We start from the raw sequence: 21,005 nt of genomic DNA on the forward strand, positions 1-21,005 counted from the left end.
AAAACACAAAAACATCCCGCACCCTAATCAGGGTACAGGATGTATAACGCATTTACTTATTAAGATGTTGCAACACCTTGATTGCGTTCTACGGTTAATTCTCCATCTTTTTCGTCTATCGTTAACGTATCGCCCTTGGAGATATGTCCGCGAAGCAATTCTTCAGACAACCGATCTTCGATATGCTTCTGTATCGCTCTACGAAGCGGTCTCGCTCCATAGGTCGGATCGAAGCCTTCTTTAGCCAGGAATGCTTTAGCTTTATCGGTTAAGACAAAGTCCACTTCCTGTTCCTTCAGACGCTTGCGAAGATCTTCGGCCATTAAGGTTACGATTTCAGCGATGTGATTTTCATCCAGAGAGTGGAACACGATGATTTCATCAATCCGGTTCAAGAACTCCGGACGGAAGCTCTTTTTAAGCTCGCCCATCACTTTATCTTTCATGTTGTTGTAATCTTTGCCGGCATCATGCATAGCTGTGAAACCAAGCGAAGAATTTTTCTTAATTGTGTCCGCACCTACATTGGAGGTCATAATGATCAGCGTATTGCGGAAGTCTACCGTACGGCCTTTAGAATCGGTCAAACGACCATCTTCCAGCACTTGCAGCAGGATGTTGAACACTTCCGGATGCGCTTTTTCAATCTCATCCAATAAGACTACGGAGTACGGTTTACGGCGAACTTTTTCCGTTAACTGGCCGCCTTCTTCGTATCCTACATACCCCGGAGGCGCTCCAACAAGACGTGAAGTCGAATGCTTCTCCATGTACTCGGACATGTCGATTCTAATAACGGCGTTCTCGTCACCGAACAAAGATTCGGCTAAAGCACGAGCCAGCTCCGTTTTACCAACGCCTGTAGGGCCCAAGAAAATGAAGGAACCCATCGGACGCTTAGGATCTTTCAAGCCTGCTCTAGCACGGCGGATAGCGCGGCTTACGGCTTTAACAGCCTCTTCTTGACCTATAACACGATCATGCAAGATCGATTCCATTTTCAGCAGACGCTCGGTTTCTTCTTCCGCCAGCTTCACAACTGGAATGCCGGTCCAGCTTGCCACAACCTGTGCGATATCTTCGGGAGTGACTTCGGAATCGGTACGTCCCTGTTTTTCTTTCCATTCGTTCTTGGTGGAATCCAGCTCTTCACGAAGCTTTTGCTCCGTGTCTCGCAGAGATGCTGCCTTTTCGAACTCTTGGCTTTGAACAGCCGCATCCTTTTCCTTACGAATATCTTCGAGCTTGCTTTCCAGTTTTTTCAGATCTGGCGGTACCGTATAGGAGCGAAGCCTTACTTTGGAGCTTGCCTCGTCAATCAAGTCGATCGCCTTATCTGGCAGGAAACGATCTGTAATATAACGGTCGGACAATTTCACGGCTTGCTCAATCGCTTCGTCCGTAATTTTCACACGGTGATGCGCTTCATATCGATCACGCAGACCATGCAAAATTTGAATGGCTTCGTCTGGAGACGGCTGATCCACCGTAATCGGTTGGAAACGTCTTTCCAAAGCGGCATCTTTCTCGATGTATTTGCGGTACTCGTCTAATGTCGTAGCACCGATACATTGCAGTTCGCCCCTTGCCAATGCGGGCTTTAGGATGTTGGAAGCATCAATAGCGCCTTCGGCCCCACCTGCTCCGATCAACGTATGCAGCTCATCAATGAAGAGGATGATGTTGCCTGCTTGGCGAATCTCATCCATAATTTTTTTCAAACGGTCCTCGAATTCGCCGCGGTACTTCGTACCCGCAACGACAGAACCCATATCCAACGTCATAACCCGTTTATCTCTTAAAGTTTCAGGAATTTCATTATTAATAATTTTTTGTGCAAGTCCTTCAGCGATAGCCGTTTTACCTACCCCTGGCTCCCCGATTAGAACCGGATTGTTCTTGGTTCTGCGACTCAGCACTTGAATGACACGTTCAATTTCTTTACTGCGCCCAATAACTGGGTCCAGATTGCCGTCTTTGGCGTACGCCGTCAAATCTCTGGCCAATCCATCCAACGTAGGCGTATTTGCATTAGCGGTGTTACCATGGTTCGTAGACACCACTTCGCTGCTGCCTAATAGCTGAAGCACTTGCTGGCGCGCCTTATTCAGGCTAACTCCGAGATTGTTAAGCACACGGGCAGCGACGCCTTCCCCTTCACGGATTAGTCCCAACAAGATATGTTCGGTACCCACATAGGTGTGGCCCAGCTTGCGGGCTTCATCCATCGACAGCTCAATCACTTTTTTCGCACGTGGCGTATAAGCAATATTAGTAGGCTGTTCTTGCCCTCTGCCGATTAATGCCTCAACCTCGTCTTGAATTTTTTCAAGCCCTAATCCCAAAGCAATAAGAGCCTTGGCTGCAATACCATCGCCTTCACGAATCAGCCCCAGCAAAATATGCTCGGTGCCAATATTATTATGACCTAAACGAACGGCCTCTTCTTGTGCCAAAGACAACACTTTCTGCGCACGTTCTGTAAATCTCCCAAACATCATGTGTAACACCTCCATAAAAGAATAAAATATCGAAAGCACGCTTCAAAGGGTGCGTTCTAGCATGTAGCACTTTCTTGCGAGAACTTCTCGCGAATGAGCTGCGCCCTTCTTATGTCTCTTTCTTCAGGCGTGAGCTTTTCTCCTGCATACTGCTGTAAAAAACCCGGCTGGGTCATTACCAAAAGCTCATTCATCACTTGAGTGGGAACATTTTTGATAATTCCCAGATCAATCCCTAAGCGAACATCAGAGAGACGCTGAGCGGCTTCTTTGGAGTCCATAATAGCAGCATAGGACATAATGCCGTAGGAGCGGCTAATTCGGTCCAACAGCTTCGCTTTGGTCTCATACTGTAGCTTCTCCCTTGCAGCCCGTTCGTGCTCTATAAGCTGCCTTACAACGCCGTACAGGTTGTCTATAATCTCCTGCTCGGATTGACCTAGTGTAATTTGATTCGAAATTTGAAACAAATTACCTAATGCCTCACTGCCTTCCCCATACAATCCGCGAACGGCCAACCCCACTTGAGTGATTGCCGATAAAATACGGTTAATTTGCTGGGTCAGCACCAAAGCAGGCAAATGAATCATCACGGAAGCACGAATGCCCGTTCCCACATTAGTAGGGCAGCTCGTTAAAAAGCCTCTTTTTTCATCAAAAGCGTAATCCAGCTGTACTTCGAAAAGATCATCAATCTGATTCGCCATATCCCAAGCCTCTTTAATCTGAAAACCCGGGCACAAGCATTGTATTCGCAAATGGTCTTCTTCATTCACCATAATGCTGATGGATTCGTTATCGCTAAGGATGACCGCGCCATTGCGTGATTCGTCGGCCAAAGCCGGACTAATGAGATGCTTCTCCACCAGTACCCGCTTTTCCAGCTCATTCAAGTCATCCAGAAGCACTAAAGAAAAATGACTGATCGTGTGAAGGTCTTCATTGCTCAATACGTTCGACACTTGCTCCAGCACTTCTTTGGATTGCTGATTTGTAGCAAGCATTGGAAAAGGATAAGACCGCAAATTCCTCGCAATACGGATTCTACTGCTAATGACGATGTCCGAATCCGGCCCCTCACCTTTCATCCAATCGCTCAAAGCCTGCTCTGTAAAACGCTTTGCTGTCATAAGCACACCTCCCTACCCAAAAAGGAACTTAGCCTTCGGCTACCTTTTTTTCCAGATCACGTATGACGTCACGAAGATGAGCTGCATCTTCAAATTCCTCTTTCTCAATTTTCACCAGCAGCTCTTTTTTTAAGGTTTCGATTTCCCTCTTATGTTTAATTAACCCACCGGAACGTTTTGGAACCTTTCCTGTGTGCTGAATATTTCCGTGTACTCTTTTGAACAATGGATCCAGCTTCTCGCCGAAATGCTTATAGCATGAGCTGCACCCAAAACGCCCCAGCTTACTGAACTGTGTGTAAGTCAGTCCGCAATGCTCACACCGGCTTGGCGGAGATTTGGGAGCCATCGGATTATGAGAGGGCGGTTCGAAATCGAGCAGCCCTGATAACAAATTATGAATCGAAAAGCCGTTTGGAGTACCTGGAATCAGCTCTCCTTTTTCACGAGCGCATGATTCACAAATATGGAACTCGGTCTTTTCGCCATTCAGTATTTTGGTAAAATGCAATGTAGCTTGTTTTTTTCCACATTCCTGACAAAGCATACAAGTCCCTCCTTATTTACTCAACAAGGATATCAGCATAGCCTTCATAATTTTAGCCCTGATCTCGTCACGCAGCGGCAATTTCAAAACGAGCACTTCCCTCGCTATCGCAGCCCTCATGATCGCTGCTTCTCTTGGAGTAATATAACCGCTCTCCTCAAGTTGATACAGCAATCCTTCGGATGCCGTTTGATCCATATGGGTGCTAATGGTTCTGAAAATATGATCGTGTACCGACCCATGAGCTTTAAGCTCAACTCTCTGGATGCGGATATAGCCGCCGCCACCACGTTTACTCTCTACAATATATCCTTTTTCCAAAGTAAACCGTGTGCTGATAACGTAGTTGATTTGGGAAGGGACACATTCGAATTGATCCGCCAGCTCATTGCGCTGAATTTCCACAATACCATCAGTACTTTGTTGTATGATGTGCTTTAAATATTGTTCAATGACTTCGGAGACATTACGCATCAATTCATCCTCCTTCCCAGAAGTAAATTGACTTTGACTTTCTTTGACTTTAATATCATTATAGCAGTTTTCTGATAATTTGCAACTATGGAACAACGCTCATTTTATTGTTGACTCTTCATTTTTTTTTATGCTTTGGAATAAGCAATTGTTTGTTGCGAATAGTGCTTCAGAATGCAAAAAAAGCCTTCCCGGAAAGTCCGGAAAGACTTTTTACTTTTGCTTGGCGACGTTCTACTCTCCCAGGACCCTGCGGTCCAAGTACCATCGACGCTGGAAGGCTTAACGTTCGTGTTCGGTATGGGTACGCGTGGTTCCCTTCCGCCATCATCACCAAACTAAGAGCTTTCTTTTGAAAGCTTACTTCGTAAGCATCAAAGCTTCTCGAAGCATTCAAGGCTTATTCCTTGAAAACTAGATACGAAATAAATGCGCGTTGGTTGAGCTAATACTTCTGCATGTTGTACACATCACAGAATCTTGGATAAGCCCTCGACCGATTAGTATTCGTCAGCTCCACACGTTGCCGTGCTTCCACCCCGAACCTATCAACCTCGTCGTCTTCAAGGGGTCTTACATACTGGGAAATCTCATCTTGAGGGGGGCTTCACGCTTAGATGCTTTCAGCGCTTATCCCGTCCGTACGTAGCTATCCAGCCGTGCTCCTGGCGGAACAACTGGTACACCAGCGGTACGTCCATCCCGGTCCTCTCGTACTAAGGACAGCTCCTCTCAAATTTCCTACGCCCACGACAGATAGGGACCGAACTGTCTCACGACGTTCTGAACCCAGCTCGCGTACCGCTTTAATGGGCGAACAGCCCAACCCTTGGGACCTACTTCAGCCCCAGGATGCGATGAGCCGACATCGAGGTGCCAAACCTCCCCGTCGATGTGGACTCTTGGGGGAGATAAGCCTGTTATCCCCAGGGTAGCTTTTATCCGTTGAGCGATGGCCCTTCCATTCGGTACCACCGGATCACTAAGCCCGACTTTCGTCCCTGCTCGACCTGTATGTCTCGCAGTCAAGCTCCCTTATGCCTTTGCACTCTTCGAATGATTTCCAACCATTCTGAGGGAACCTTGGGGCGCCTCCGTTACTTTTTAGGAGGCGACCGCCCCAGTCAAACTGCCCACCTGACACTGTTCCCCGACCGGTTCACGGCCGCGGGTTAGAACTCCGATACGATCAGGGTGGTATCCCAACGTCGCCTCCACACAAGCTGGCGCTCATGCTTCTCAGGCTCCCACCTATCCTGTACAGATCGTACCAAAGTCCAATATCAAGCTGCAGTAAAGCTCCATGGGGTCTTTCCGTCTTGTCGCGGGTAACCTGCATCTTCACAGGTATTAAAATTTCACCGGATCTCTCGTTGAGACAGCGCCCAAGTCGTTACGCCATTCGTGCGGGTCAGAATTTACCTGACAAGGAATTTCGCTACCTTAGGACCGTTATAGTTACGGCCGCCGTTTACTGGGGCTTCGGTTCATAGCTTCGGGATTGCTCCCTAACCACTCCCCTTAACCTTCCAGCACCGGGCAGGCGTCAGCCCGTATACTTCGCCTTGCGGCTTCGCACAGACCTGTGTTTTTGCTAAACAGTCGCTTGGGCCTTTTCACTGCGGCCCCCTCGGGCTATTCACCCTACCGAGGCACCCCTTCTCCCGAAGTTACGGGGTCATTTTGCCGAGTTCCTTAACGAGAGTTCTTCCGCGCGCCTTAGCATGCTCTGCTCGCCTACCTGTGTCGGTTTGCGGTACGGGCACCTTCTCCCTGGCTAGAGGCTTTTCTTGGCAGCCTGAACTCATGACCTTCGCTACTGCAATTTTCGCTCCCCATCACAGACCAGCCTTAACGATGTGCGGATTTGCCTACACATCAGCCTCTCTGCTTGGACGGGCATCCATCAGCCCGCGTCACTATCCTTCTGCGTCACCCCATTGCTCATAACGGTTCACGGTGGTACAGGAATTTCAACCTGTTGTCCTTCGACTACGCCTTTCGGCCTCGCCTTAGGTCCCGACTTACCCTGAGTGGACGAGCCTTCCTCAGGAACCCTTAGGCTTTCGGCGGACAAGATTCTCACTTGTCTTTTCGTTACTCATACCGGCATTCTCACTTGTATGCTGTCCAGCGCTCCTTACGGTACACCTTCAACCTACATACAACGCTCCCCTACCCAAGAACATTACTGTCCTAGCCATAGCTTCGGTGGCGTGTTTAGCCCCGTTACATTTTCGGCGCAGAGTCACTCGACCAGTGAGCTATTACGCACTCTTTCAATGGTGGCTGCTTCTAAGCCAACATCCTGGTTGTCTGTGCAACTCCACATCCTTTCCCACTTAACACACACTGGGGGACCTTAGCTGATGGTCTGGGCTGTTTCCCTCTTGACAATGGATCTTAGCACTCACTGTCTGACTCCCGGGATGAAAGTATGTGGCATTCAGAGTTTGACTGGACTTGGTAACCCTTGGCGGGCCCCGCACCCAATCAGTGCTTTACCTCCACTACTCATCTCCCGAGGCTAGCCCTAAAGCTATTTCGGGGAGAACCAGCTATCTCCAAGTTCGATTGGAATTTCTCCGCTACCCCCACCTCATCCCCGAATTTTTCAACATTCGTGGGTTCGGGCCTCCAGTGCGTGTTACCGCACCTTCACCCTGGACAGGGGTAGATCACATGGTTTCGGGTCTACGCCCACGTACTAAATCGCCCTATTCAGACTCGCTTTCGCTGCGGCTTCGGCTCTTCACCTTAACCTTGCACGGGAACGTAACTCGCCGGTTCATTCTACAAAAGGCACGCCATCACCCATGAACGGGCTCTGACTTCTTGTAAGCACACGGTTTCAGGTTCTATTTCACTCCGCTCCCGCGGTTCTTTTCACCTTTCCCTCACGGTACTGCTTCACTATCGGTCGCTAGGGAGTATTTAGCCTTGGCAGATGGTCCTGCCTGCTTCCCACGAGGTTTCACGTGTCTCGCGGTACTCGGGATCCGTCTAGCGATACGTTCGTTTTTGGCTACAGGACTTTTACCCTCTCTGGTCGGCCTTTCCAGACCGCTTCGCCTAACCAACTTTTCGCACATTGACGTCCCACAACCCCAGAGGGCAAGCCCCCTGGTTTGGGCTATTCCGCTTTCGCTCGCCGCTACTGACGGAATCACTTTTGTTTTCTTCTCCTGAGGGTACTTAGATGTTTCAGTTCTCCTCGTATGCCTCCAATGCAGCTATGTATTCACTACATGGTAACTGAGTATTACCTCAGCTGGGTTCCCCCATTCGGACATCCCCGGATCAAAGCCTGCTTACGGCTCCCCGAGGCCATTTCGTCGTTCGCCACGTCCTTCTTCGGCTCCTAGCGCCTAGGCATCCTCCGTGTGCTCTTATTAGCTTAACCAGCTAATGATTCGATTCCGAAGAATCGTCACTACGTGTATTGCTCTACGCATTTATTTCGATATCTAGTTTTCAAGGAACAATCTGTCTGCAACTGTGCATCAAATTCATGATGTCAATTGCCAATAGTCTAATTGGTGGAGCCAAGCGGGATCGAACCGCTGACCTCCTGCTTGCAAGGCAGGCGCTCTCCCAGCTGAGCTATGGCCCCATACTATGATATTAAGCTTTATGGTGGGCCCTAGTGGACTCGAACCACCGACCTCACCCTTATCAGGGGTGCGCTCTAACCAGCTGAGCTAAGGGCCCTCATTATTTACTTTAACCCTATAAAGGGTTCGCTTGGCGACGTTCTACTCTCCCAGGACCCTGCGGTCCAAGTACCATCGACGCTGGAAGGCTTAACGTTCGTGTTCGGTATGGGTACGCGTGGTTCCCTTCCGCCATCATCACCAAACGAATATTGAGAAGTGTTATCCTCTCAAAACTGACCAACGAGTGAATGCTGTTTGCAGTATAATATACTGCTTATGTCCGATGACCTACAGTCATCATGGACTCCATAGAAAGGAGGTGATCCAGCCGCACCTTCCGATACGGCTACCTTGTTACGACTTCACCCCAATCATCTACCCCACCTTCGGCGGCTGGCTCCATTGCGGGTTACCCCACCGACTTCGGGTGTTGTAAACTCTCGTGGTGTGACGGGCGGTGTGTACAAGACCCGGGAACGTATTCACCGCGGCATGCTGATCCGCGATTACTAGCAATTCCGACTTCATGCAGGCGAGTTGCAGCCTGCAATCCGAACTGAGACCGGCTTCTAAAGATTCGCTCCACCTCGCGGCTTCGCTTCCCGTTGTACCGGCCATTGTAGTACGTGTGTAGCCCAGGTCATAAGGGGCATGATGATTTGACGTCATCCCCGCCTTCCTCCGGTTTGTCACCGGCAGTCACTCTAGAGTGCCCAACTCAATGCTGGCAACTAAAGTCAAGGGTTGCGCTCGTTGCGGGACTTAACCCAACATCTCACGACACGAGCTGACGACAACCATGCACCACCTGTCTCCGATGTTCCGAAGAAGGACCCTATCTCTAGGGTTTGCATCGGGATGTCAAGACCTGGTAAGGTTCTTCGCGTTGCTTCGAATTAAACCACATACTCCACTGCTTGTGCGGGTCCCCGTCAATTCCTTTGAGTTTCACTCTTGCGAGCGTACTCCCCAGGCGGAGTGCTTACTGTGTTTACTTCGGCACCAAGGGTATCGAAACCCCTAACACCTAGCACTCATCGTTTACGGCGTGGACTACCAGGGTATCTAATCCTGTTTGCTCCCCACGCTTTCGCGCCTCAGCGTCAGTTACGGTCCAGAAAGTCGCCTTCGCCACTGGTGTTCCTCCACATCTCTACGCATTTCACCGCTACACGTGGAATTCCACTTTCCTCTCCCGCACTCAAGTCACCCAGTTTTCAGTGCGATCCGGGGTTGAGCCCCGGGCTTAAACACCAAACTTAAATGACCGCCTGCGCGCGCTTTACGCCCAATAATTCCGGACAACGCTTGCCCCCTACGTATTACCGCGGCTGCTGGCACGTAGTTAGCCGGGGCTTTCTTCTCAGGTACCGTCACCCTAAGAGCAGTTACTCTCCTAGGCGTTCTTCCCTGGCAACAGAGCTTTACGATCCGAAAACCTTCATCACTCACGCGGCGTTGCTCCGTCAGACTTGCGTCCATTGCGGAAGATTCCCTACTGCTGCCTCCCGTAGGAGTCTGGGCCGTGTCTCAGTCCCAGTGTGGCCGATCACCCTCTCAGGTCGGCTACGCATCGTCGCCTTGGTAGGCCGTTACCCTACCAACTAGCTAATGCGCCGCAGGCCCATCTGTAAGCCACAGGTTACCCCGTGTTTCATGATCCTCTCATGCGAGAGAACCAGTTATCTGGTCTTAGCTATCGTTTCCGATAGTTATCCCAATCTTACAGGCAGGTTGCCTACGTGTTACTCACCCGTCCGCCGCTATCCCCGAAGGGACCGCTCGACTTGCATGTATTAGGCACGCCGCCAGCGTTCGTCCTGAGCCAGGATCAAACTCTCCATTAAAGTGATCACCGAAGCGATCGTATAACAGAGCTTGTCTTAAGCTCAAAATTCAATGCTAGCGAGAATTTTCATTCTCTTTAAAACATTCACTCGTTGTTCAGTTTTCAAAGGACAATTTCGCTTATTTTTCGTCACCCTGTTTAGCGGCGACTTGATTAATATATCACATTCGCCTACTCAATTGCAAGTACTTTTTTCATCATTTTCATCATCAGATGATAATGTAAGCTGTCCTGCAGATGAGGTCTCAAAAGCGACAAAAAGTAATATACCAAAACCCAAAACGAAATGCAACCTTTTTTTGATTTTATTTTTACACTGGTTTCAAATTAAAAAAACGTATCTTCCAGACACACTGAAAGATACGTTTTATATTGTACCACAAGCTCAATATTTATTCGCCTTGGCGTTCGCGCATTAGCGGGAACAGCAGCACATCGCGAATGGAAGGAGAGTTCGTCAAAAGCATAACTAGACGGTCTACACCAATGCCGAGTCCACCTGTAGGCGGCATACCATATTCCAATGCACGAATAAAGTCATCATCCATCTCATGTGCTTCATCGTTCCCCTGCTCACGCTCCACCAATTGAGCTTCAAAACGCTCACGTTGGTCAATAGGATCATTAAGCTCAGTAAACGCATTAGCATGCTCGCGTGCTACGATAAACAATTCGAACCGGTCTGTAAAGCGTGGATCCTGTTCGTTCTTTTTCGCCAACGGGGAGATTGCAACAGGATGCCCGTATACAAATGTAGGTTGTATCAACGTTTCTTCTACGAAGGTTTCGAAGAACTGATTGACGATATGTCCAAAAGTCATCATAGGCTCAACAGGCACTTTATGCTCTTTGGCTAACTGATGCGCTTCTTCATCGGTCATCTGTTTGCTGAAATCGACGCCCACGACTTCTTTAATCGCATCAACCATGGAAACGCGTCTCCATTGCGGGGTCAGGTCTACTTCATGTCCTTGATATTGCAGCTTCGTTGTGCCCAATACTTCTTGAGCGATGTGGGCGATCATATTTTCCGTGAGTCTCATGATGTCTTGATAGTCTGCATAAGCTTCGTACAGCTCGATCATCGTAAACTCAGGGTTATGTCGCGTGGAAATCCCCTCGTTACGATATACACGACCGATCTCGTATACTTTTTCCATCCCCCCGACAATGAGGCGCTTCAGATGAAGCTCGATGGCGATACGCATATACAGCTGCATGTCCAACGCATTATGATGCGTAATGAAAGGACGGGCGGAAGCTCCGCCAGCAATGGCATGAAGTGTAGGTGTTTCCACCTCTAAGTAACCGCGGGAATCCAGATAGCGGCGCATCGATTGAATAATTTTGGAACGCAAAATAAACGTTTGCTGTACATCTTGATTCATGATGAGGTCGACATACCGCTGACGGTAACGCAGCTCGACATCTTTTAAACCATGATATTTTTCAGGGAGCGGCAGCAGCGATTTGGAGAGAACCTCTACTTCTTTCGCTTTTACGGAAAGCTCACCTGTTTTAGTTTTGAACATAACCCCTTTGACACCAATAATATCTCCGATATCCAACAGGTCAAAGGCTTGGTATTTCGTCGTTCCAACGGCATCCTCACGCACATAAACTTGAATTTTACCGGTGATATCTTGAATATGCGTAAAGCTGGCTTTACCCATCGCGCGTTTTTGCATAATACGGCCAGCAATGCTCACTTCGATTTCTTTTGCATCCAAATCTTCTTTAGTGAAATCATCATAAGCTTTAAGTAACTCCGCCGCATGGTGGGTCAGATCAAATTTTTGTCCGAACGGGTCAATGCCCAGCCCGCGAAGCTCGTCCAATTTGTTTCTTCTAATCTGAAGCAATTCATTTATTTCTTGTTCTACAGTCATGCTTTCCAGCTCCTTATGATTTGCTTTCAATACGTTAAAAAAGCTTCCAGAGGAAGCTTTCTATCGACGGCCTTTACAATAAGTGCCACTTGAAACCATCTTATTTCTTAATATCGATGATTTCGTACTGGATCACGCCCGCAGGTACGTTAACGTCAACCGAGGCGCCTTTAACTTTACCAAGAATGGCTTTTCCTACAGGGCTTTCGTTGGAAATTTTATTTTGAAACGGATCCGACTCCGCTGTACCTACAATATTGTACTCGACGATATCACCGAATTCCAAATCCTTCAAGGTTACGATGGAGCCTACACTAACCGTATCCGTGTTGACATCCTCATTATTAATGATCCGAGCATTACGAAGCATTTTCTCTAATGTAAGAATTCTGCCTTCGATAAACGCTTGTTCGTTCTTTGCATCTTCATATTCGGAGTTTTCGCTAATATCCCCGTAGCCGATCGCTACTTTGATCCGTTCTGCAACCTCACGGCGCTTTACGGATTTAAGATGCTCTAACTCTTCCTCAAGCTTTTTTAAACCTTCCTGAGTCAGGATGACTTCTTTTTCACTCATTGCAACGATCTCCTGTCATGTGAAAGATTTTCATATTTCGAGCTGATTCCATCGATTATGAATTCACTTATAAATAATATATTAACGATCGAGATCCTGATGCCTGATCCGCTTGTTGACGACTATTGACTGATTATATTGCAACCCTATTCAAATGTCAATCTGAACCAAATACCTCAGAAAGCCCGATTTATTGAACCGCCGAGGACGTTTCCATTGCTGCATAAGAAGACGAATCTTGCTCCATGGAGGACACAAACTCCTCAAGTACACGAGCCATTTCATCCCGCTTCGTTTGCTCCATGATGACATCCTTGACTCGGGCAGCGCCAGGCAGTCCTTTCAAATACCATGCCAAGTGCTTCCGCATTTCCTTAACAGCCACATGCTCTCCCTTAAGGGCAACCAAGCGGTCCATATGGAGAAGTGCTATACGCATCTTCTCTTGTCCTGACGGTTCTGGAAGCAGTTCGCCGTTCGTCAGAAATTGAATCGTCCGGTAAAGCATCCATGGATTGCCCAATGCAGCCCGGCCGATCATGACTCCATCGACTCCAGTCTGATCGAGCATCCGCTTGGCATCTTCAGGTGTACAGACATCACCATTGCCAATGACAGGAATCGACACGGATTCCTTAACTTCCTTAATAATGTCCCAGTTGGCATGTCCCGTATACATTTGGACGCGTGTGCGGCCATGAACAGATACAGCGGAGCCTCCGCCATTCTCTACTGCTTTTGCATTTTGCACGGCATATATGTGCTCATCGTCCCAACCCATCCGCATCTTCACGGTTACTGGCTTGCTGACTGATTTCACTACGGTAGAGATCATTTGTTCAATTTTGGGTGGATCCAGAAGCCAACGAGCCCCTGCATCGCACTTCGTGATTTTTGGAACGGGACACCCCATGTTGATATCTATAATATCCGCATTCGTATGTTGGTCCACGTATTTGGCCGCTTCGACCAACGATTCCGTATCTCCTCCGAAAATTTGCAAGCTGAGCGGTTTCTCACGATCATCCACGAACAGCATTTCCATCGTACGATGATTACCATGCAGAATCGCTTTATCGCTGACCATTTCCGCACAGACAAGTCCGCACCCAAATTCTTTGGCTATCAAACGAAACGCCGGGTTGCATACTCCAGCCATTGGAGCCAATACCACCTGGTTCGGCGCCTCTACATTTCCTATTTTCAACATGTTAATTCCCTCCTCTCGTACTTTCTGTGTTATTTTGCTGTTGGCAGCAGTTCTTCCGGATCAATCCCGAGCACCTCGGAAATTTTACGGATAATTTTGGGATCGGGCTTGCGTGTCCCGCGTTCGATAGCACCAAGTATGGCAATGGATACATCCAATTGATCAGCCAATTCGTTCTGGGTGAAGCCCTTTAACTTACGAAAAGCGCGGATGCGCTGTGCTATTGCATTTTTTTCCATAAGGTAACGCCTTCCTTTCCCTCCAGCTTCTCTAGATGCGCTGCCCATTCGGCAGACTGCTGCACACGGCTTGCCTGTGCGACCTCAACTAACGGTACAAGGACAAAGGCTCGTTCCAGCATTCTTGGATGAGGGAGGATGAGCATCGGATCGTCCTGCTTCACATTATCGTAGAGCAGCATATCCAAATCGATCGTTCTTGGTCCCCAACGCAGCTCGCGCGTTCGTCCGAGGCTCAGCTCAATTCGCTGCATAACGCCAAGCAGCTCCTTTGGCTCAAGCGATGTCTCTACCTCAATCACCATGTTAAGAAAAGCCGCCTGGTCCACATAACCCACAGGCTCGGTTTCATAAATACCGGAACAGCTAATAACCTCTATAGTTTCGTACTCTGCAAGAAGCCCGATTGCTTCAAGCAGTAAACGTTCCCTGTCCCCCATATTGGAGCCTAACGCAATATATGCGCGATGTGAAGGCTGTGAGCCCATGAACTTATGCCCGCTTTCTGTGAATTTCAACTGCTACACCGTCAAAAAAGATCGCAACCGGCGGATGCGGCTTCCGTACGCGTACAGTAATTTCATTTATACTAGTATAAGTTTGCAGGAGCTTAGATGCAACCTGCTCCGCTAAAGCCTCGATCAGCTTGAAGGTCTGCTTTTCCATAATATTCTTTACGATCTCATATGCTTCCGCATAATTGATGGTATCTTCTAGGTGATCCGAATTTCCCGGTTTGTCCAGAGGAAGATGCATTTCTATGTCTGCCTCATAGCGTTGGCCCAGTTTATTTTCTTCGGGAAAAACGCCATGATAGCCGTAAAATTGCATGCCGTTCATTACAATTTTATCCATTCTGCTTCCATTCCCTTCTTTACACGTTCTCTGCTGGCAGCCGATGTTTGATGATGGTATCCGCCATGACCGCAACTCGTTTCATTTGTTTGACATCATGGACGCGCATAATTCGACAGCCTTCTGCTATTCCCATGGCTACAGTTGCAGCCGTTCCTTCTATTACGTCATTCGCAGGAAGCTGCAAAGCGGTACGGATCATGGTTTTCCGGGAGGTTCCGAGCAGTACCGGGTATCCTAAAGCAGCAATTTGATGAAGCTCATTCATCAGCTGCAGATTCTGCTCATAAGACTTGGCAAACCCTATTCCCGGGTCCAAAATAATTTGATGGTCTTTGACGCCTGCATCATGCGCTATTCGAATGCTTTCCAGCAAATCCTGGATTGTATCATAAATGAAGCTATCATACACAGCCACCTCGCGATTATGCATAATAACGATAGGGCAGCCATACTCAGCGGCAAGCTTAGCCATATCCAGGTCTCTTTTCAATCCCCAGATATCATTCAATATGTGTGCCCCTGCCTCCAAGGCTTGCCTTGCTACCTCCGCCTTATACGTGTCGACAGAAATAGGAGCCTGAATACCTGCCTCTTTCAGTGCGCGGATAGCCGGAATAACCCGCTCCAGCTCTTGCTCCAAGGTTACCACCTCGGCTCCAGGCCGGGTCGATTCCCCCTCCGATATCAATAATTCCCGCTCCTTCAGCAATCATTTGCTTGGCACGTTCTACCGCAGAGGAGGGATCGTTATGCTGTCCCCCGTCGGAAAAGGAGTCTGGGGTTACGTTCAAAATCCCCATAATGACCGTTTCATTATATACGTCCAATAAGATACCGCGGCAGTCTATAAAAGGCTGCTGCTCATTGACTGAATTCGACATGAGCATCCACCGTCACTTCCGAGTTATTGTGTGATTTCCGTACAGCTCGCTGAGCTTCCTTGTTACTCGACCTGCTGCTCCTCCACTCACTCCACAGACGCTGCCAGAAAGATCATAGAGTGTCGTAATCGGAACTATTTCTTGAATGGAGTTGGTTATGAATACTTCATCAGCCTTCTGTAAATCTTCCCACCGATATAAGCCTTCTTCCAATACAATACCGTGCTGCTTTGCCAACTTCATAACAAAGGCTCTAGTTATTCCCGGCAATATCCCAGTTTCTAGCGAAGGGGTATGCAGGCGATGGTTCTTAACAAAGAAAAGATTGCTTACAATCCCCTCCGCCAGATAGCCCTTCCCATCCGTCTGCAGCCCTTCAGCTCTCATTGCCCAAGGATATTGTTTGAGCTCCCGCTTTGCCAGTATATTATTCATATAATGGAGCGATTTGAATCTCACATCCCCCTCCGGCGTGTTTCGAGGGATGGAGAGCAGCTGAAGCGGCTTCCCCTTGGAGTATAGCTCCTCATCTCGAGCAGACAGCCCCTTAACATAGACTATCAACTGCGGCTGGCTATAATCTCCCGCCGGAAGACCGAGAATATCTTCTCCAGCCGTAACAGTAAAACGAAAGTAGGCATCGGTAAGCCCGTTAGCTTCTAACAAGGAAGCAACAATGGCTTCCCATTCCCCGTCCTTCGCCCGATAATCCATCCCTAGCTGTTCGCATCCGTATGCCATTCTTTTCTGGTGCTCCTTGAGCAAGAAAGGCTGTCCCCCGTAGGTGCGGAATGTCTCGAACAACCCTATACCGTAAAGAAAACCGTGATCGTATACCGAGACCACGGCCTTTTCTTCCGCTATTATGCTTCCGTTGACATAGATGTTCACTACTGCTTCACTGCCGTTTCATTCAAGAAGTTGCTTAGAAGACGAAGCCCATGATCTGTAATGATGGATTCCGGATGAAATTGTACGCCCTCAATAGGATATTCCTTGTGGCGAAGACCCATAATTTCACCTTCAGCCGTTTCAGCGCTAATCTCCAGGCAATCTGGCAGTGTCTCTCTTTTGACAATTAAGGAGTGGTACCTTGTTGCCGTGAAAGGAGATGGCAAATCTTTAAACAATGTTTTACCGTCATGCAAAATCGGCGAGGTTTTACCATGCATCAAGCGCTCGGCGCGAATCACTTCTCCTCCAAACACTTGACCGATGGATTGATGTCCGAGACATACGCCGAGAATCGGAATCTTCCCTTTAAAATGCTCGATAAGCGCAAGACTAATGCCAGCTTCATTCGGAGTACACGGTCCTGGCGAAATCAGAATATGGTCCGGATTCAGCGCCTCAATACCAGCCAAGTCAATCTCATCATTACGGCGGACTTCTACCTGCTGACCAAGCTCACCTAAATATTGAACCAAATTATACGTAAAGGAATCGTAGTTATCAATGACAAGAATCATAGCATATACCCCCTAAGCTTCAATTTTGTCGTTCCATTCGCTATATTGAATTGCTTTCCACATGGCTTTAGCCTTATTGATCGATTCGGTATATTCCTTCTCCGGTACAGAATCAATCACAATGCCAGCTCCGGCCTGTACGTAACCGATCCCGTCGGCCACAACCAGCGTTCGGATAATAATATTAAATTCCATATCCCCATTATAGTCAATCCATCCGATAGAGCCTGTATAAACGCTTCTGCGCACAGGTTCAAGCTCTTCGATGATTTCCATCGTGCGAACCTTCGGGGCTCCTGTAATCGTACCCCCAGGAAATGTAGCCGCTATGACGTCATAGGCTTGTTTTCCCGGTGCCAATCTACCGTCCACCTGCGAAACGATATGCATGACATGGGAGTAATACTCAATAACCATGAAATCCTTTACTTTTACCGTACCATAGGTTGATATTTTCCCAAGATCGTTACGCTCCAGATCGACCAGCATGATGTGCTCCGCGCGCTCTTTCTCATGGTGGATTAATTCATCTGCAAGTCGCCGATCTTCTTCTGCGTCTTTACCTCTAGGTCGGGTACCCGCAATCGGACGTGTGCGTACGTCGTCCTCTTCCAACTGCACAAGCAGCTCCGGTGAGCCTGATACGATCTGAAAATCCTCAAACCGCAGCAGCCCCATGTAGGGTGAAGGATTTACGACCCGCAGCCATTCATAGATGGCCTCAGGTGTCGTATGAAGCTGTTTATGCTGCCTTACCGACAAATTGACCTGAAATACGTCGCCGGCACCGATGTACCGTTGAATCTGCTGAACTGCTTGGATATAATCGGCTCTCGGAAAATCTGCCTGAATCCCCTCGATGGAGTCCACGTCAATTTGGAGCCCGTCCTTACTTACCTCTGCCAGCATCGATTCACGGATATGCTTATAGCGCTCCGTATGATTCACGGCAGCAACCAGGTCCCATTGGCGTTTCATCTGCTCGACATCGGCTTTCGCCTCTCGATGTCGCTCCTCTAAAGACTCGTCTGCTCCAGAAATCCTTTTGTGTACTGCACAGTACAGTGCTTGCTCCTCATGGTCGATGATCCATATCCGATCGAACCTTGCGAAAGCATAGTCAGGTACAGGCAAATCGTCAGAAGCTTGGACAGGAAGCTTTTCAATAGACCGTACTACATCGTAGCCCCAAAATCCAACGCAGCCTCCAAGAAACTTAGGTAATCCTTGATTGCGAATAGCAGGTGAACGGTAAACATCCATCCATTGCTTTACCGCTTCCAGCGGAGCACCTTCGCCTTCAACCGTTTTACCATCTTCATATTGAATGACGGTTTGTTTTCCCTTTCCACGGATCGTTGATACCGGGCGAAGGCCTAGGAAGGTGTACCTTCCTCCCTTTCCGCTCTCCAGTACAAAGGAACCGGGTGAGGCTTGCTCCCAGGCTGTTTCCCAAGAAATAAACCGATCTTCTTCCAAGGGGTAACGCCGCACGTAGGGAAGCATCGTGTAATGGCCGGCCCACTGCTGCCATTGTTCGTAGGTTATCATCGTAACGGACACCCCTCCTTGCTCCACTATTCATAAGTTTTGGACTTAGTATACTTGATATTGCTAATGAAAAAAAGCCCCTCAACGAATTGAAGGGCCTTCTGCAATCGTTATTAATCTTCGAATTGATACAAAGGCGTGCTGAGGTATCTTTCACCGTTACTTGGAATGATAGCTACAACTCTCTTGCCTGCGCCCAGCTCTTTAGCCACTTTCAAAGCCGCAAAAATAGCTGCACCGGAAGAAATACCGCCAAGAATACCTTCTTCTTTAGCTACACGGCGGGATGTTTCAAACGCATCGTCATTTTCAACAGGAATAACTGCATCATAGACTGAAGTGTTCAAAATATCAGGAACGAAGCCTGCGCCGATGCCTTGAATTTTGTGAGGGCCTGGCTTACCGCCGGACAATACTGGGGAAGCACTAGGCTCTACAGCGTAAACCTTGATGTTAGGGAAGTTTTCTTTCAATACGCTGCCCGCACCTGTAATCGTACCACCAGTACCGATACCCGCAATGAATGCATCCAGCTTACCGTCATGGGACTGAATAGCTTCTACAATTTCAGGGCCGGTTGTTTCGCGGTGAACTTTTACGTTCGCTTGGTTCTTAAATTGCTGTGGCATAAAATAGGAAGGGTTCTCTGCTTGCAGATCTTCCGCACGCTTGATGGCGCCCTTCATGCCTTCCGCTCCAGGAGTTAGTACCAATTGAGCACCGTATGCGCGAAGCAGGTTGCGGCGCTCCATACTCATTGTTTCAGGCATAACGAGAATGGCTTTATAGCCCTTAGCTGCCGCTACCATAGCCAGACCGATTCCCGTGTTACCGCTTGTCGGCTCAATGATAGTGTCGCCTGGTTTCAGCTTGCCTTCTTGTTCAGCTACTTCAACCATACTGATGGCAATACGATCTTTTACGCTTGCACCAGGGTTTTGGTATTCCAGCTTAACATACACTTCTGCGCTGCCTTCTGGCACAACGCGATTCAGCTTGACTAGAGGGGTTCCACCGATTAATTGTGTTATGTTCTGAACTATTTTTGCCATCCTGACGTTCCTCCTAAAATAGATATGATGAATAATATCCGAGTAAATTGGTAGGTATTATAATAATATCTTATCAACCGGAGACTAGGTTGTCAATATCAATTTATGGATGTGTTTACCAAAAAGACTCATCCAACCCTACAACGTTACATTCACCTTGTATTTTTCTCGAAGCTGCTTAAGCGCATCTTTCAAAGGCGGTGCGGCCCGCAAAGCAATTTCTTTTCTAACAGTGTCCACAAGAGCCTCTTTACTCATCTTAGGCTGCTCTTTACGATCCTTAAGCTTTAAGATAAAAAGCTGTCCGTTCAAGTCGATCGGTTTGCTTACCTCTCCTGGCTTCATCTGCTTAGCTGCTTTCAAAATAGAAGGAGCAATGAACGGATCATCTTCATCGATCCATCCCAAGTCGCCGCCGTTGTCACGGGTTGCATCATCCAAGCTTCGATCTCTGGCAATTTGTGCGAAATCAATTCCCTTGTTTACATCTGCAGCTACTTTGGACGCCTGATCTTTGCTGCTTACAACAATCTGTTGCAATCTGAGCTGAACCTCGGTTTTAAACTCATCGGGATGGGACTGGATGTAAGCATTCACCTGTTCGTCAGAAACAATAATATCTTTGGTAATAATTTTTTCCTGAAGAAGCTTGTCGTAAATATCGGCTTTTAATGCTTCCGGTGACAGCCCAAGCTGAACTTTCATCGATTCGTAGAATTGACCTTCATTGTCATAGCCTTGCTGCATCCGTTTCAGTTCCTTCTGAATTTCACTTTCCTCCACAAACAAGCCCAATGCCTTACCTTCCAAGCGAATGACTTCATGATCCACCATTTGATTTAACAATTCCCGGCCATGCTTTTGCAGCAGCTGCTGTTCCAATTCTTTGCTGGTGATGGTCCTATCTCCGATGGTTGCGATGACTTTAACTGACGGGTTCTGCTTTGTCTGATCCGGGCTCATGTCGACATGTCGTTGGTTGAAAAAATCGGCAGACAATACGGAGGAAAGGATGACAACGGCAATAAACAAAACCGCAATGACTCCCCACAGTATTTTTATGTTTCTCATTCCTAATCCCCTCGTATGGTCACTATTGCTTTTTGATCCTTCAAAAAGGTC

At 48.0% G+C, this 21,005-nt stretch carries 15 protein-coding genes, 2 tRNA genes, 4 rRNA genes and 1 pseudogene; all 22 read right to left on the reverse strand.

The window, feature by feature from the left end:
• Positions 1-59 precede the first annotated feature (59 nt).
• A complete protein-coding gene (clpC, locus tag QMA13_RS34190; RefSeq protein ID WP_282938147.1) occupies positions 60-2,501 on the reverse strand; it encodes an ATP-dependent protease ATP-binding subunit ClpC in 2,442 nt (813 codons plus the stop codon).
• Between the two features lie 56 nt (positions 2,502-2,557).
• On the reverse strand, positions 2,558-3,631 hold the full coding sequence (gene mcsB / locus QMA13_RS34195) for a protein-arginine kinase McsB (RefSeq protein WP_282938149.1): 1,074 nt from the start codon (positions 3,629-3,631) through the stop codon (positions 2,558-2,560).
• A 28-nt stretch (positions 3,632-3,659) separates the two neighbouring features.
• Positions 3,660-4,178 (reverse strand): protein-arginine kinase activator protein McsA, encoded by a 519-nt coding sequence (gene mcsA / locus QMA13_RS34200; protein WP_282938151.1) that lies wholly within the window; start codon positions 4,176-4,178, stop codon positions 3,660-3,662.
• A 12-nt stretch (positions 4,179-4,190) separates the two neighbouring features.
• Entirely contained in the window at positions 4,191-4,652 is a 462-nt protein-coding gene (locus tag QMA13_RS34205) for a CtsR family transcriptional regulator (protein WP_282938153.1), read from the reverse strand.
• Positions 4,653-4,873: 221 nt separating this feature from the next.
• Positions 4,874-4,990: ribosomal RNA gene (gene rrf, locus QMA13_RS34210) — 5S ribosomal RNA — on the reverse strand.
• Between the two features lie 142 nt (positions 4,991-5,132).
• Positions 5,133-8,055, reverse strand: a 23S ribosomal RNA gene (locus QMA13_RS34215).
• Between the two features lie 134 nt (positions 8,056-8,189).
• Positions 8,190-8,265: transfer RNA gene (locus QMA13_RS34220), tRNA-Ala, on the reverse strand.
• Positions 8,266-8,286: 21 nt separating this feature from the next.
• Positions 8,287-8,363, reverse strand: a tRNA-Ile gene (locus QMA13_RS34225).
• Positions 8,364-8,394: 31 nt separating this feature from the next.
• Positions 8,395-8,511, reverse strand: a 5S ribosomal RNA gene (gene rrf, locus QMA13_RS34230).
• A gap of 109 nt (positions 8,512-8,620) precedes the next feature.
• Positions 8,621-10,155, reverse strand: a 16S ribosomal RNA gene (locus QMA13_RS34235).
• Together the 16S, 23S and 5S rRNA genes with 2 tRNA genes alongside form the textbook arrangement of a ribosomal RNA operon.
• A 394-nt stretch (positions 10,156-10,549) precedes the next feature.
• Positions 10,550-12,046 carry a lysine--tRNA ligase gene (gene lysS / locus QMA13_RS34240; RefSeq protein WP_282938155.1) on the reverse strand — a complete coding sequence of 499 codons (1,497 nt, stop codon included), beginning with the start codon at positions 12,044-12,046 and terminating at the stop codon, positions 10,550-10,552.
• Between the two features lie 100 nt (positions 12,047-12,146).
• The gene (greA, locus tag QMA13_RS34245) at positions 12,147-12,623 is read right to left on the reverse strand and encodes a transcription elongation factor GreA (RefSeq protein WP_282938156.1); all 477 of its coding nucleotides are present in this window, start codon (positions 12,621-12,623) and stop codon (positions 12,147-12,149) included.
• Positions 12,624-12,813: 190 nt separating this feature from the next.
• Positions 12,814-13,833, reverse strand: coding sequence for a tRNA dihydrouridine synthase DusB (dusB, locus tag QMA13_RS34250; RefSeq protein WP_282938157.1), 1,020 nt, complete (start codon positions 13,831-13,833; stop codon positions 12,814-12,816).
• 29 nt (positions 13,834-13,862) lie between these two features.
• Positions 13,863-14,072, reverse strand: a complete 210-nt coding sequence (locus QMA13_RS34255) for a helix-turn-helix domain-containing protein (RefSeq protein ID WP_028551941.1) — start codon at positions 14,070-14,072, stop codon at positions 13,863-13,865.
• The gene (gene folK, locus QMA13_RS34260; protein WP_282943680.1) at positions 14,054-14,560 is read right to left on the reverse strand and encodes a 2-amino-4-hydroxy-6-hydroxymethyldihydropteridine diphosphokinase; all 507 of its coding nucleotides are present in this window, start codon (positions 14,558-14,560) and stop codon (positions 14,054-14,056) included. The genes QMA13_RS34255 and folK overlap by 19 nt, the downstream gene beginning before the upstream one ends.
• Positions 14,561-14,564: 4 nt before the next feature.
• A complete protein-coding gene (gene folB / locus QMA13_RS34265; RefSeq protein ID WP_282938159.1) occupies positions 14,565-14,927 on the reverse strand; it encodes a dihydroneopterin aldolase in 363 nt (120 codons plus the stop codon).
• Positions 14,928-14,946: 19 nt separating this feature from the next.
• Positions 14,947-15,730, reverse strand: a pseudogene (gene folP / locus QMA13_RS34270) (dihydropteroate synthase).
• 93 nt (positions 15,731-15,823) lie between these two features.
• On the reverse strand, positions 15,824-16,702 hold the full coding sequence (pabC, locus tag QMA13_RS34275) for an aminodeoxychorismate lyase (protein WP_282938161.1): 879 nt from the start codon (positions 16,700-16,702) through the stop codon (positions 15,824-15,826).
• On the reverse strand, positions 16,702-17,280 hold the full coding sequence (pabA, locus tag QMA13_RS34280; RefSeq protein ID WP_282938163.1) for an aminodeoxychorismate/anthranilate synthase component II: 579 nt from the start codon (positions 17,278-17,280) through the stop codon (positions 16,702-16,704). Before pabA ends, pabC begins: the two co-directional genes overlap by 1 nt.
• A 12-nt stretch (positions 17,281-17,292) precedes the next feature.
• Positions 17,293-18,831, reverse strand: coding sequence for an anthranilate synthase component I family protein (locus QMA13_RS34285; protein ID WP_282938165.1), 1,539 nt, complete (start codon positions 18,829-18,831; stop codon positions 17,293-17,295).
• 113 nt (positions 18,832-18,944) lie between these two features.
• On the reverse strand, positions 18,945-19,883 hold the full coding sequence (gene cysK / locus QMA13_RS34290) for a cysteine synthase A (protein WP_282938166.1): 939 nt from the start codon (positions 19,881-19,883) through the stop codon (positions 18,945-18,947).
• Between the two features lie 138 nt (positions 19,884-20,021).
• A complete protein-coding gene (locus QMA13_RS34295) occupies positions 20,022-20,954 on the reverse strand; it encodes a peptidyl-prolyl cis-trans isomerase (RefSeq protein WP_282938168.1) in 933 nt (310 codons plus the stop codon).
• Positions 20,955-21,005: the final 51 nt, after the last annotated feature.

The organism is Paenibacillus sp. RC67, from assembly GCF_030020805.1.
Taxonomy (GTDB): domain Bacteria; phylum Bacillota; class Bacilli; order Paenibacillales; family NBRC-103111; genus Paenibacillus_S.